A 13,104-nucleotide genomic window follows, 5' to 3' on the forward strand; every position below is an offset into this window, starting at 1 on the left:
GGCGGTTTCGATGTCGCCGAGCGAGTTCCCCTGCGCGCCGGGCTGTTCACCCTCGCCGGGATTCCCGGTCGCCGTCAGAGCGGCCAGGTGCCGGTCGTAGAAGCCGGTGTCGAGGCGCCCCCCGGCGAAGTCCGGGTGGCGCAGGGAGCGTACGAGCAGCTCCCTGTTGGTGACAGGGCCGTGGATGCGGGCGCGTTCCAGGGCGCGGGCGAGGAGGCGGACGGCCTCGGTGCGGGTGGGGGCGTGTGCGATGACCTTGGCGAGCATCGGGTCGTAGTGCACCCCGATGGTGTCGCCGCCGGTGTATCCGGTGTCGAGGCGGATACCGGGCTCTTCGGGCACATCGAGCGTGAGCAGTGCTCCGGTCTGCGGCTGCCAGTCCCGGGCCGGGTCCTCGGCGTACAGCCGGGCCTCGACGGCGTGTCCGGACGGCTCCGGGGGTGCGGCGGCGGGCAGGGGGCAGCCTTCGGCGATCCGCAGTTGCAGGGCGACGAGGTCGAGCCCGAACACCGCCTCCGTGACGGGGTGTTCGACCTGGAGCCGGGTGTTCATCTCCAGGAAGCAGGGGCGCCCTTCGGCCGATACGAGGAACTCGACGGTCCCCGCGCCCCGGTAGCCCACCGCCTGTGCCGCGGCGACGGCCGCGTCGTGCAGCCGCCGGCGCAGCCCGTCGTCGAGACCCGGCGCGGGAGCTTCCTCGATGACCTTCTGGTGGCGGCGCTGGAGCGAGCAGTCGCGGGTGCCGAGCGCCCACACCGTGCCCTGCCCGTCCGCCATGACCTGGACCTCGACGTGCCGGCCTCCTTCGACGTACGGCTCGGCGAAGACCTCGCCGTCCCCGAAGGCCCCGGCCGCTTCGGCGGAGGCCGCGGTCAGCTCCTGCCGCAGCGCTTCGAGTTCCCGTACGATCCGCATCCCGCGCCCGCCGCCGCCCGCCGCCGCCTTCAGCAGCAGGGGCAGATCGGCGGCCGTGGCGCTGCCCGGATCGACCGGGGCGAGCAGGGGCACCTCGGCGGCGGCCATCAGCTCCTTGGCCCGGGTCTTGGACGCCATCAGCTCGATGGCCTTGACCGGGGGCCCCACCCAGACGAGGCCCGCGTCCTGCACGGCCCGGGCGAACCCGGCGTTCTCCGAGAGGAAGCCGTACCCCGGGTGCACGGCGTCGGCGCCGGCCGCGAGGGCGGCGGCGACGACGAGGTCGCCCCGGAGATACGTATCGGCGGGCGCGGCCCCCGGCAGGCGTACGGCGGTGTCGGCCTCCCTTACGTGCAGGGCGTCGGCATCCGCGTCGGAGTACACGGCGACGGTGGAGATGCCCAGCTCACGGCAGGTGCGGAAGATCCGGCAGGCGATCTCGCCCCGGTTGGCGACAAGCAGTGCGGTGATCATCCGATGCCTCACATCCGGAAGACGCCGAAGCCGCGCGCGCCTTCGACCGGTGCCGTATGGATCGCTGACAGGCACATCCCGAGGACGGTCCTGGTGTCGCGCGGGTCGATGACCCCGTCGTCGTACAGCCGCCCGGAAAGGAACATCGGCAGCGACTCGGACTCGATCTGCTGTTCCACCATGGCGCGCAGACCGGCGTCGGCCTCGTCGTCGTAGGGCAGCCCCTTCGCGGCGGAGGAGGCGCGGGCGACGATCGAGAGGACGCCGGCGAGCTGCTGGGGTCCCATGACGGCGGACTTGCTGCTGGGCCAGGCGAAGAGGAAGCGGGGGTCGTAGGCCCGTCCGCACATGCCGTAGTGGCCGGCGCCGTAGGAGGCGCCCATCAGCACGGACAGATGGGGGACCCGGGAGTTGGACACCGCGTTGATCATCATCGCGCCGTGCTTGATGATGCCGCCCTGCTCGTACTCCTTGCCGACCATGTAGCCGGTGGTGTTGTGCAGGAACAGCAGCGGGATGTCGCGCTGGTTGGCGAGCTGGATGAACTGGGCGGCCTTCTGCGACTCCTCGCTGAACAGCACGCCCTGGGCGTTGGCGAGGATGCCGACGGGGTAGCCGTGCAGGCGCGCCCAGCCGGTGACCAGGCTGGTTCCGTAGAGCGGTTTGAAGGCGTCGAAGTCCGAGCCGTCGACGAGCCGGGCGATGACCTCGCGCGGGTCGAAGGGGGTCTTGAGGTCCCCGGGGACGATCCCGACCAGCTCGTCCTCGTCGTACTTCGGCGGCTCGGCGGGGCCCGGGTCCGGGTGTGCCTTGCGCCAGTTGAGCCGGGCGACGATACGGCGGGCCTGGCGCAGCGCGTCGTGCTCGTCGAGGGCGTAGTGGTCGGCGAGGCCGGAGGTGCGGGCGTGCATCTCGGCGCCGCCGAGCGACTCGTCGTCGCTCTCCTCGCCGGTGGCCATCTTCACCAGGGGCGGGCCGCCGAGGAAGACCTTGGACTGTTCCTTGATCATCACGGTGTGGTCGGACATGCCGGGGACGTACGCGCCTCCGGCCGTCGAGTTGCCGAACACCACGGCCACGGTGGGGATCCCGGCGGCGGACAGCCGGGTGAGATCGCGGAACAGTGCCCCGCCGGGGATGAAGATCTCCTTCTGCGAGGGCAGGTCGGCGCCGCCGGACTCCACCAGGGAGACGCAGGGCAGCCGGTTGGCGAAGGCGATCTCGTTGGCGCGCAGGGCCTTCTTCAGGGTCCAGGGGTTGGAGGCGCCGCCGCGTACGGTCGGGTCGTTGGCGGTGATCAGGCACTCCACCCCGGACACGATCCCGATCCCGGTGACGAGCGAAGCGCCGACCGCGTGGTCGCTGCCCCAGGCGGCGAGCGGGGACAGCTCCAGGAACGGCGTGTCCGGGTCGACCAGCAGCTCGATCCGCTCGCGGGCGAGGAGCTTGCCGCGCTTCCGGTGGCGCGCCACGTATTTCTCGCCTCCGCCCGCGAGAGCCTTGGCGTGCTCGGTTTCCAGGTCGGCGAGCTTCGCGAGCATGGTCTCGCGATGGGCGGCGTATTCGGGCCCCGCGGTGTCGAGCGCGGTGGGCAGGACGGTCATGCGTTCACCTCCGGTTCTTCCAGGAGCGCCACGGGGACGGTGACGTGCCGGGACCGCAGCCACTCCCCCACCGCCTTGGCCTGCGGATCGAAGCGCGCCTGTGCGGCGACGCCTTCACCCAGCAGACCGTGGACGACGAAGTTGAGGGCCCGCAGACGGGGCAGGACATGGCGTACGACGGTGAGCCCGGCGGTCTCCGGGAGCAGTTGCCGGAAGCGGGCGACGGTCAGCTCGTGGGCCAGCCACCGCCAGGCCTCGTCCGTGCGGACCCACACCCCGACGTTGGCGTCGCCGCCCTTGTCGCCGCTGCGGGCGCCCGCCACGCAGCCGAGGGGCGCGGTGCGGGTGGGCCCGGCGGGCAGCGGTTCGGGCAGTTCCGGTTCCGCCACGTCCTCGATGTCCTTGTACGCGCCGGCCGTCGCGACGACCGAGCGCGACCCGTCGGGCAGTACGGCGACATGAGGGACGTCCTCGGCCGGTACGTACGCGGCCTCGAACACCCCGTACGGCGCGCCCTTCCCGGGCGGGGCCGTCACATGGAAGCCCGGGTAGCTGCCGAGAGCCAGCTCGACGGCCGCCCCGGACACGGCGCGGCCGACCGCTTCCGCGTCCGGGTCGCGCACGACGAGCCGGAGCAGGGCGCTCGCGGTCTCCTCGGTGCCGGCGTCGGCCCGGTCGGTGCGGGCGAGCTCCCACCGCACCTCGGCGGGCTTCGATCCGGCACGGTCGAGGGCGTCGGTGAACTGGTCTCGCACGAGCCGGGACTTGGCCTCGATGTCGAGTCCGGTCAGCACGAAGACGACCTCGTTGCGCCACCCGCCGAGCCGGTTGAGCCCGACCTTCAGCGTGGGGGGCGGCGCCTCGCCGCGTACGCCGCTGATCCGCACCCGGTCGGGCCCGTCCTGTGTCAGCCGCACCGTGTCTAGTCGGGCGGTGACGTCGGGCCCGGCGTAGCGGGCTCCGCCGGTCTCGTACAGCAGCTGCGCGGTGACGGTCCCGATGTCGACGACGCCGCCCGTGCCGTCGTGCTTGGTGATGACGCTGCTTCCGTCCTCGTGGATCTCGGCGAGCGGGAATCCCGGCCGGCGGACGTCGTGGTCACCGAAGAAGGCGTAGTTGCCGCCGGTGGCCTGGGTCCCGCACTCCAGGACGTGCCCGGCGACGACGGCCCCGGCGAGGGCGTCGTGGGCGCCCGGCCCCCAGCCGAAGTGGGCGGCGGCGGGTCCGGTGACGAGAGCGGCGTCGGTGACCCGGCCGGTGACGACGATGTCGGCCCCGGCGCGCAGACAGGCCGCGATGCCTCCGCCGCCGAGGTAGGCGTTGGCGGTGAGGTAGCCGTCGGGCACGGGGCGGGCGTCGCCTTCCACATGCGCGACGCGCACGGGTACGCCGGTCCGGTCCGCCAGCTCCCGTACGGCGTCGGCGAGTCCGGCCGGATTCAGCCCCCCGGCGTTGGCGACGATCTTCACGCCCCGCTCGTGGGCGAGCCCGAGGCTCTCCTCCAGCTGCCGCAGGAAGGTCGAGGCGTATCCGCGCTCCGGGTCCTTGAGGCGGCTGCGGCCCAGGATCAGCATGGTGAGTTCGGCGAGGTAGTCACCGGTCAGGACGTCCAGCGGGCCGTCGGTGAGCATGTCGCGTACGGCGTCGAAGCGGTCGCCGTAGAAGCCGGACGCGTTGCCGATGCGCAGCGGCCGGGTCATCGGCCGGCCTTCGGGGGCCGTCCGGTTCCGGCCGGGCCCGCGAAGGACTGCGCGATGTCCAGCCACCGGTCGGCGTCCGCGCCCACCGCCTCGACTGCGAGGTCGTCCCGGTGGGCGCGCCGGGTGACGAGCAGGCAGAAGTCGAGGAGCGGCCCGGTGACCCGCTGGGCGGCATCCTCGGGGCCGTACACGGTCAAGCCGCCGTCCTCGGCTCGCAGTTCCACCCGGAACTGCTCGGCGGGCGGTTGCAGGCCCCGTACGAAGTAGGCGTAGTCCCGGGCCCGTACGCCGATCCTGGCGACGTGCCGCAGCCGGGCGGTGGGCTTCCTGGTCACGCCGAGCGCGTCGGCGATGTCCTGGCCGTGTGCCCAGGTCTCCATGAGCCGCGCGGTCGCCATCGAGGCGACGCTCATGGGCGGGCCGTACCAGGGCAGTTTCGTCCCCGCCGGCGTCGCACGGAGCGCCTCCTGGAGCCGGGCCCGCCCCTCCCGCCACTCCACGAGCAGCGCTTCGGGCGTCAGGGCGGTGACTGCTGCTTCGGCCGCCTCGTCGACGAAGGTCTCGGGGGCGGCCAGCGCCTTCTCGACCTCGGCGGAGAAGGCGTCGGGCTCGGTGGCGGCGACCAGGGCGACCTCGTCGGTCCAGTTGAGGTGGGCGATCTGATGGGCGACGGTCCACCCCTCGGCGGGTGTCGGCGCGGCCCACTCGCGTGCGCTCAACCCCGCGACCAGCAGGTCGAGTTCGTCGCTCTCCTCACGCATGTCGTCGAGCACGGCGGCGGTCAGGGCCGTTGCGTCGGGCACGGTGCGCTCCCCTCGGGGCGTGGCGGTGTGCCCCGGAGCATGCCAGCGCTCCATAAAACAAGCAAGCATGCTTGCATGATTTGTTCCGGCGGGTGCGCATCCGTTTCCCCCCGGGTGGATCAGCCGGTCCGGTAGCCCGGGACGGAAGGCCAGCGCACGGTCAGCACCACGGACTCCTCCTCCGCGCACCAGGAGTGGTCGACGCCCCGGCCCCATACGACGTAGTCGCCCTGGCGTTCCAGCAGCACATCGCGCTCGGGGAACCGCATCCGGAAGCGGCCGCTGATGAGCACGAGCAGCGCCGTGCGTTCCTCGCCCCTCACCCACTGCGCCCGCTCGTCGCCCCGGGGGTGGACGCCCCACTTGATCTCCAGCGCCTCGCTGTGGCGCGGGTCGGACGGGTCCTTGAAGTGGCCCAGCAGCCATCCGCGGTCCAGCGCCGCGTCCTTCTCCGCATGGCCCGTATACACGCCGTCGTTCATGGTCCGGAAACTAACAGCCGGACCGACTGCCCCGACCTTCAGGACTGCGGGGCGCACCGCGCCCTGGGCTTCCCGGCGACCATGCAGGTGCGTCGACGGCTGAGCCGCCCGCGCCTACTCCGTGCGGTCGCCCTCGGCCTGGGAGGGTTCGGTACGGGGGACGTCGGGGTGCATCTCCAGGGCACTGCCGCGCGCGGCAGGCTCGTCGCGTTCGCCCTCGGCCTGCGAGGGGGTGTGCGAGTACAGCCCGTCGTACTCGTCCGTTCCCTTTGCGGATCCCATGCGCGGGCCTCCTTCCTCCACTCCCTTCCATCGTGCCTCCCGCACGCGTTCCCGGCGAGGGGGACGCGGCGCGGGCCGGCACGGCCGCGCCACGGCGCCCATGCCGGCCCCTGCGGTGCGCTCGCTACTGCCCCTTCGACGCCGCCTCGGCCATCTTCGCCGTGGTGCTCGCACCGTCCAGCGCCTCGCGGATGATGTCGGCGTGGCCGCTGTGGTGCGCGATCTCACGGAAGATGTGCCACAGGACGTGACGGACGGTCCAGACGACCGGCTCCGGGGGCGACCAGGGGTACGAAGGCAGGGTGACCTCGCGGTCGAGGTCCTCCTCGCGCACCGTACGGTCGAACGCGGCCGCCGCCGTGCGGAAGGCCTCCAGCAGCCCCGCCACCGTCTCGGCGTCGGTCATCCGGTTGCCGTCGGGGTCGAGGTCCGCCCAGTCGACCTTGGCGGGGGCGGTACCCTCGACGACGTCGAGCCAGCTGCGCTGCACGAGTCCGAGGTGCTTCAGGAGTCCGCCGAGGGTCAGCTCGCTGACCGTCGTCCGGGCGCGGGCCCCGGCGTCGTCGAGATTCGCGACGGTGTAGAGAAAGTTGGTGCGCTGATCGGTCACGAGCACGAGCAGATCGTCGCGTTCCGGCATGTGTTCCTCCAGGTCGGCCATCGCGACCACCCTAGGATCGGACGCCTGGACGCGCAGGCGGAACGGACAGGTTCCCCGGCGCACGAGCTCACCGCTTCCGGGAGCCCCGCGTCTGGCTGCGCACCGCGCCCATGCTCGCGCCGATGACCAGGGCGATGGCCAGGGCGTCGGTGGTGGAGAGTGCCTGGTCGAGGATGAGGAAGCCCGCTGTGGCCGCGATGGCGGGTTCGAGGCTCATGAGGACCGCGAAGGTGGGCGCGGGCAGCCGGCGCAGGGCCATGAGTTCGAGGGTGTACGGAAGGACCGAGCTCAGCAGCGCCACGGCGATACCCAGACCCAGCGTGGACGGGACCACGAGCTTCGAGCCCGATTCCATGATGCCGAGGGGCAGCGAGAGGGCCGCCGCCACCACCATGGCCAGGGCCAGTCCGTCCGCCTGCGGGAAGCGGCGGCCGGTGCGGGCACTGAAGAGGATGTACAGCGCCCACATGACGCCCGCACCCAGGGCGTACGCCGCCCCGACCGGGTCCAGACGGTCGAAGCCGCCACCGCTGAGCAGGACGACACCGCAGAGCGCCAGAGCCGCCCAGACGAGGTTGACCAGGCGGCGCGAGGCGACGACGGACAGGACCAGCGGGCCCAGCACCTCCAGGGTGACGGCCGCGCCCAGCGGGATGCGGTCGGCAGCCTGGTAGAAGAGCGTGTTCATGCCTCCCATCGCGATGCCGAAGGCCACCACGGTGCCCCAGTCGGCGCGCGAATGCCCCCGGAGCTTCGGCCGGCAGACGACCAGCAGGACGAGCGCGGCGGCCGCGAGGCGCAGGGTGACGACGCCGAGCGCGCCCGCCTTCGGCATCAGCAGGACGGCGACCGCCGCGCCGAACTGGACGGAGAGCCCGCCCGCCACCACCAGTGCGACCGGACCGAGTGCGGCTCCGCGGCCGCCCGGGCGGCCCGGCCGTCCATGGCCGGGCTCGTCGAGTGCGGACACCGCCTCGGGTACGGAAACGGCAGCGGCCGACTCTGCGGCAGCGCGCGGGTCGTTCACCGGACACCTTTCGTTCGGTTCGTTTGAGTGCACCGAGTTGAGTACATTATGGTGCACCGGGAAGTCCACGATACGGCACCGAACACGAGCCGCTCACGTCCTCACCGTAGAGACCCGCGCGCCTCCCGTGAAATGCCGATTGCGCTCCCGTTATGCTCCGGACGCATGAGCACTGGACAGGGCACCGGGAACGCCGGCCGCGGTATCGAGGTCCGGCACCTGCGGGCCTTCCTCGCGATCGCCGACGAGGGCAGCGTCACCCGCGCCGCCGCCCGGCTCCGGGTCACCCAGCCCGTCGTCTCCCGCACGCTCGCCGCCCTGGAGAAGCACCTGGGCGTCCGGCTCGTCGACCGCTCCACCCATCACCTCGCCCTGACCCCCGAAGGCGTCGCATTCCGCGACAAGGCCGCCGCCGCGGTCGGCGCCTTCGACGAGGCCCTCGAACCGGGCCGGCTGCGCGACTGGCCACTGCGGCTCGGGCACGCCTGGTCGGCGTTCGGCCCGTACACCACACCGCTGCTGCGGACCTGGCAGCAGCGCCACCCGGGAACCCCGCTGGAGCTGCTGCGCATCGACGACCGCACGGCCGGCCTCACCCGCGGCGAGGTGGACGCGGCGCTGCTCCGCGGGCCCGTGGACACCCCGGGACTCGTCACAGAGGTGCTGTTCACCGAGGAGCGGGTGGCGGCCGTGGCCGCCGACGGCCCGCTCGCCGCCCGCGCCTCTCTGTCCCTGGCCGATCTGACCGGCGACGCGGTCGTCCTGAACACCGTCTCGGGCGCCACCACGCTCGGCCTGTGGCCCCCGCACGCGCGTCCGGCCGCCACCCTCACCGTCGCCAACACCGACGACTGGCTCACCGCCATCGCGGCCGGACGCGGCAGCGGGGTCTCGGGGGCCTCCACCGCCCAGATGCATCCGCACGCCGGGGTCACCTATGTTCCGCTGGACGACGCCCCGCCGCTGCCCGTCCTGCTGGCCCGCCGGGACGGCCCCGGCCATCCCGCACTGCCCCGACTGGCGGCGCTCGCCCGGGAGATCGTGGCGCGCGAACAGCGGACGCCGCCCGGAAATTCCACCGGGTAGCGGGGAATGCGGCGGCCCTGCAAGGCAGTTGGGGACCGGTACCGATCAGGTCGATGATTTCCAGGGGGCACCTCATGACGGGCACCGGCGACAACACCATCACCGTGCACGGCACGGTCGCGGCGGGATTCGAAGGCGTACGGGAGGAGTTCGCCGCCGTACTCGCCGCGGACCACACCGAGCCCGGCGGCCAGCTGGCCGTGTACCACCACGGCCGGCTGGTGGTGGACCTGTGGGCCGGGGAGGGAATCGCCGGGGACTCCTTGCCCGCCGTGTACTCCTCGACCAAGGGCGCCGCCCATCTCGTCGTCGCCCTGCTCGTCCAGGACGGCGTCATCGATCCGGACCGTACGGTCGCGTCGTACTGGCCGGAGTTCGCCGCCGAGGGCAAGGGCGAACTGACCGTGCGGGAACTGATATCGCACCGCGCCGGGCTGATCTGGGCGGACGGCGGATTCACCGTCGAGGAGCTGGCCGACGACCGGATCCTCGCCGGGCGGCTGGCGGGACAGCGGCCCTACTGGACGCCCGGTACGGAGTACGGCTACCACGCGCTGGTGATCGGCGCCCTCACCGGCGAGGTGGTCCGGCGGGTCACCGGGCGGTCGGTCCAGGAGCTCTTCGAGGAGCGGGTGCGCGCCCCGTACGGACTCGACTTCCATCTGGGCCTGCCCGAGGAGCTCGAACCCCGCTACGTGAGCATCCGGCCCGGCGTCGCCACACCCGAGCAGGCCGCCGAGTCCGCGGCGAACCCGATCGACCTGGACGGCCTGATGGGGATCGCGTTCGGCTTCGCGGCCGACCCGCCGCTCGACCTGGTCGCCCTGGCCAACACCCGCGCGGTGCGCGCACTCGGCCCGGCCTCGGTCGGCGGGGTGGGCTCGGCGCGCGGGCTCGCGGGGATGTACGCGGCGGCGATCTCCGAGGTGGACGGCCGGGCACCCCTGCTCAAGCCGGAGACGCTGGCCGAGGTCGGCCGGGTGCGGTGGACGGGGACCGATGTGGTGACCGCCGAGGTCGACGCCTTCGCCTTCGGCTTCGAGGCGTCGCGGGCGCACTACCCGGCCCTGGGCGAGGGCGCCTTCGGCCACTCGGGAGCCGCGGGCTCGCAGGCGTACGCCGATCCCGCCAACGGCGTGGCCTACGGCTACACCCGGCGCCGCTTCGCCCTTCCCGGCGGCGCGGCCCCGGAGAACGAGCGGCTGTCCGCTGCGGTGAGCGAGGCCGTCGCGAAGCTCTGAGGCGCGCCCTCCTTCTACGCGTCCAGCCCTTCCGCCAGCACTTCGGCGAGGTGCCGGGCCCGCCGCCCCGCCAGCTGATCCAGCTGGGTGCGGCAGGAGAAGCCGTCGGCCAGCAGTTCCGTGCCGGGTTCCGACTCCCGCACGGAGGGGAGCAGCTGGTCCTCGGCGCAGGCAACCGAGACATCCCAGTGGCCCTTCTCGAAGCCGAAGTTGCCGGCCAGCCCGCAGCAGCCGCCGCTCAGCTCACCGGTCAGGCCCGCCTTCTCGCGGAGCCTGCGCTCGGCCGCGTCGCCGAACACCGCGTGCTGATGGCAGTGGGTCTGGCCGGCGACCCGGCGGTCCAGCCGGGGCGGCGTCCAGTCGGGGGCGTACTCCTCCAGGTACTGGGCCAGGGTGCGTACGGAGGCGGCGAGTCCGGCGGCGCGCGGGTCGTCGGGGAGGAGCTCCGGCAGGTCCGTGCGGAGGGTGGCGGCGCAGCTCGGTTCCAGGACGACGACCGGGGCGCCGGGCGCCGCGCCCATCCGGTCCAGGGTGCGGCGCATGACGGCGCGGGCCGCGTCGAGCCGGCCCGTCGACACATAGGTGAGGCCGCAGCAGACGCCTCGGCCGGGCAGCACCGGCGTCCGGCCGGCCGACTCCAGGACCCGGACCGCCGCGCGGCCGACCTCCGGGGAGAGGTGGTCGGTGAAGGTGTCCGGCCAGAGGACGACGGCCTCCCCGGCCCCCGGTGTCCGGCGGGTGCGTGCCCAGGCCCGGAACGTCTGCCGCGCCAGGACCGGGAGCGTCCGGCGCGGGTCGATGCCGCCGAGCCGCCGGGCGAGGGCGGCGAGCGGTCCGATCCGCGCCAGGGCGTTGAGCAGGCCCGCGAAGGGGGCCGCCGTCCGCAGCCACCTCGGGAGACCGCCCATCGCATAGTGCGCGGCCGGGCGCAGCCGGTTCCTGTAGTGGTGGTGGAGGAACTCCGCCTTGTACGTGGCCATGTCGACGCCGACCGGGCAGTCGGTGCGGCAGCCCTTGCAGGACAGGCACAGGTCGAGCGCGTCCCGTACCTCCGTGGACCGCCAGCCGTCCGTGATCACCTCGCCGGCGAGCATCTCGTGGAGCAGCCGGGCGCGACCCCGGGTGGAGTGCGCCTCCTCTCCGGTCGCGCGGAAGGAGGGGCACATGACGTCCGGACCCGGCTCCGCCGTACGGCACTTGGCGACGCCGACGCAGCGGCGTACGGCTGCCGTGAAGTCACCGCCGTCGTGCGGGTAGCCGAAGGCCACGTCCACGGGGCGCCCGGGGAGCACGGCGAAGCGGAGGTTCTCGTCGAGCCGTGCGGGTCGGGCGAGGATGCCAGGGTTCAGGCCGCCGTCCGGGTCCCAGAGGTCCTTGAACCGTGTGAACAGGCCCACCATGTCGTCCCCGTACATCCGGGGCAGCAGCTCGGCCCTCGCCTGCCCGTCGCCGTGTTCGCCGCTCAGCGATCCGCCGTGCGCGACGACGAGGTCGGCCTGGTCCTCGGAGAAGCGGCGGAAGCGGGCCACGCCCTGTTCGGTCAGCAGGTCGAAGTCGATGCGTACGTGGATGCAGCCGTCGCCGAAGTGCCCGTACGGGGTGCCGTGCAGGCCGTGTTCGGCGAGCAGCGCCCGGAAGTCGCGCAGATACGGGCCGAGGCGGGCGGGCGGTACGGCGCAGTCCTCCCAGCCCGGCCACGCCTCCCTGCCGTCCGGCATCCGGGTCGCCGTACCGGCGGCGTCCTCGCGGATGCGCCACAGGGTCCGCATGGCGGCGGGGTCGGTGACGACGGTGCCGTCCAGGGCGTCGGCCGCGCGCAGGATCCGTGCCGCGTGGGCGCGGGCCTCGGCGGGGGTGTCGCCGCCCGTCTCCACGAACAGCCAGGCCGCGCCGCGTGGCAGGCCGGCCGGTTCGCGTACGAGGTCGGCGGCCATGCCCTCCACGGTGAGCGGGCCGTACGGAAGGAGGCCGGGGGCGGCTTCGGCGGCGGCCGGCTCGTCGGCGTACCCGAGGACGGCGAGCGCGCGTGCGGCGGGCGTCCCGACGAGTCGGACGGTCGCCTCGGTGACCACGGCGAGCGTCCCCTCGCTTCCGCAGAGGGCCCGGGCCGGGTCCGGGCCGTGCTCGGGGAGCAGTGCGTCGAGGGCGTATCCGGAGATACGGCGCGGGAGTTCGGGGAAGCCGGTGCGCAGGAGGGCGAGGTGGGAGGCGGCGAACTCGTGGAGGCCGGGCGGTGCGCCGGGCAGGCCGCGTCCGATGTGCAGGGCCTCGCCTCCGCCGTAGCGCACGACGCGCAGGCTGCGGAGGTTGTCGGCGGTGGTGCCCCAGGCCACGGAGTGGGATCCGCAGGAGTTGTTGCCGATCATGCCGCCGAGTGTGCAGCGGCTGTGGGTGGACGGGTCGGGGCCGAACGTCAGCCCGTGCGGGGCTGCCGCGGCCCTCAGATCGTCCAGGACGACGCCTGGCTGGACGACGGCGGTGCGGGACACGGGGTCCAGCTCGATGATGCGCCGCATGTGACGTGTGAAGTCCAGGACGACGCCGGTGCCGGTGGCCTGGCCGGCGATGGAGGTGCCGGCGCCCCTCGGCACGACCGGTGTGGCGTGCTCCCGGCAGATGCGGAGCGTCTCGGCGACGTCCGAGGCGTCGCGGGGGGCCACGACCGCTTGCGGGACACGGCGGTAGTTGGAGGCGTCCATGGTCGTCAGGGCGCGGGCGGTCGCGTCGGACTCCACGTCGCCGTGGACGGCCTGGGCCAGGGCTCGGGTGAGGTCGGTGGCGGGCATGGGCCCAGCATGCCGGTCCTGGAGGCGGGGGGACGGCCTCGAT

Annotated in this window: 11 protein-coding genes; 2 read left to right on the forward strand and 9 right to left on the reverse strand. The window is 73.4% G+C overall.

Annotated features, from left to right (window positions below):
- The 8 genes from ACFWFI_RS01780 to ACFWFI_RS01815 all read right to left on the reverse strand — a co-directional run.
- Nucleotides 1–1,389 (reverse strand): acetyl-CoA carboxylase biotin carboxylase subunit (locus ACFWFI_RS01780; RefSeq protein ID WP_387384293.1); only part of this gene is annotated, 1,389 nt, incomplete at its 3' end.
- Between the two features lie 8 nt (nt 1,390–1,397).
- The gene (locus ACFWFI_RS01785) at nt 1,398–2,993 is read right to left on the reverse strand and encodes an acyl-CoA carboxylase subunit beta (protein ID WP_387384295.1); all 1,596 of its coding nucleotides are present in this window, start codon (nt 2,991–2,993) and stop codon (nt 1,398–1,400) included.
- On the reverse strand, nt 2,990–4,693 hold the full coding sequence (locus ACFWFI_RS01790) for an acyclic terpene utilization AtuA family protein (protein WP_387384297.1): 1,704 nt from the start codon (nt 4,691–4,693) through the stop codon (nt 2,990–2,992). The genes ACFWFI_RS01785 and ACFWFI_RS01790 overlap by 4 nt, the downstream gene beginning before the upstream one ends.
- A complete protein-coding gene (locus ACFWFI_RS01795; RefSeq protein ID WP_387384299.1) occupies nt 4,690–5,496 on the reverse strand; it encodes a TIGR03084 family metal-binding protein in 807 nt (268 codons plus the stop codon). Before ACFWFI_RS01795 ends, ACFWFI_RS01790 begins: the two co-directional genes overlap by 4 nt.
- Nucleotides 5,497–5,615: 119 nt before the next feature.
- Complete coding sequence (locus ACFWFI_RS01800; RefSeq protein WP_387384301.1) at nt 5,616–5,978, reverse strand: cupin domain-containing protein; 363 nt, start codon at nt 5,976–5,978, stop codon at nt 5,616–5,618.
- Between the two features lie 114 nt (nt 5,979–6,092).
- On the reverse strand, nt 6,093–6,260 hold the full coding sequence (locus ACFWFI_RS01805) for a hypothetical protein (protein ID WP_387384303.1): 168 nt from the start codon (nt 6,258–6,260) through the stop codon (nt 6,093–6,095).
- 124 nt (nt 6,261–6,384) lie between these two features.
- Entirely contained in the window at nt 6,385–6,921 is a 537-nt protein-coding gene (locus ACFWFI_RS01810) for a DinB family protein (RefSeq protein ID WP_387384305.1), read from the reverse strand.
- 67 nt (nt 6,922–6,988) lie between these two features.
- Complete coding sequence (locus ACFWFI_RS01815; protein ID WP_387384307.1) at nt 6,989–7,948, reverse strand: EamA family transporter; 960 nt, start codon at nt 7,946–7,948, stop codon at nt 6,989–6,991.
- A 165-nt stretch (nt 7,949–8,113) separates the two neighbouring features.
- On the opposite strand from ACFWFI_RS01815, the gene ACFWFI_RS01820 reads away from it, so the two are divergent.
- Complete coding sequence (locus ACFWFI_RS01820; RefSeq protein WP_387384308.1) at nt 8,114–9,034, forward strand: LysR family transcriptional regulator; 921 nt, start codon at nt 8,114–8,116, stop codon at nt 9,032–9,034.
- Between the two features lie 74 nt (nt 9,035–9,108).
- Nucleotides 9,109–10,275, forward strand: coding sequence for a serine hydrolase domain-containing protein (locus ACFWFI_RS01825; protein ID WP_387384310.1), 1,167 nt, complete (start codon nt 9,109–9,111; stop codon nt 10,273–10,275).
- A 14-nt stretch (nt 10,276–10,289) separates the two neighbouring features.
- Here ACFWFI_RS01825 and ACFWFI_RS01830 read toward each other — a convergent pair whose 3' ends face one another.
- Nucleotides 10,290–13,061 (reverse strand): FAD-binding and (Fe-S)-binding domain-containing protein, encoded by a 2,772-nt coding sequence (locus ACFWFI_RS01830; RefSeq protein WP_387384312.1) that lies wholly within the window; start codon nt 13,059–13,061, stop codon nt 10,290–10,292.
- Nucleotides 13,062–13,104: the final 43 nt, after the last annotated feature.

The sequence above is a fragment of the Streptomyces sp. NPDC060209 genome (assembly GCF_042728155.1).
Lineage (GTDB): Bacteria > Actinomycetota > Actinomycetes > Streptomycetales > Streptomycetaceae > Streptomyces.

Excerpts from the sequence above, each read along its gene's own strand:
- ACFWFI_RS01820 (WP_387384308.1), top strand. The coding sequence starts at position 8,114 with ATGAGCACTGGACAGGGCACCGGGAACGCCGGCCGCGGTATCGAGGTC.
- ACFWFI_RS01810 (WP_387384305.1), bottom strand. The coding sequence starts at position 6,921 with ATGGCCGACCTGGAGGAACACATGCCGGAACGCGACGATCTGCTCGTG.
- ACFWFI_RS01800 (WP_387384301.1), bottom strand. The coding sequence starts at position 5,978 with ATGAACGACGGCGTGTATACGGGCCATGCGGAGAAGGACGCGGCGCTG.
- ACFWFI_RS01830 (WP_387384312.1), bottom strand. The coding sequence starts at position 13,061 with ATGCCCGCCACCGACCTCACCCGAGCCCTGGCCCAGGCCGTCCACGGC.
- ACFWFI_RS01790 (WP_387384297.1), bottom strand. The coding sequence starts at position 4,693 with ATGACCCGGCCGCTGCGCATCGGCAACGCGTCCGGCTTCTACGGCGAC.
- ACFWFI_RS01825 (WP_387384310.1), top strand. The coding sequence starts at position 9,109 with ATGACGGGCACCGGCGACAACACCATCACCGTGCACGGCACGGTCGCG.
- ACFWFI_RS01785 (WP_387384295.1), bottom strand. The coding sequence starts at position 2,993 with ATGACCGTCCTGCCCACCGCGCTCGACACCGCGGGGCCCGAATACGCC.
- ACFWFI_RS01805 (WP_387384303.1), bottom strand. The coding sequence starts at position 6,260 with ATGGGATCCGCAAAGGGAACGGACGAGTACGACGGGCTGTACTCGCAC.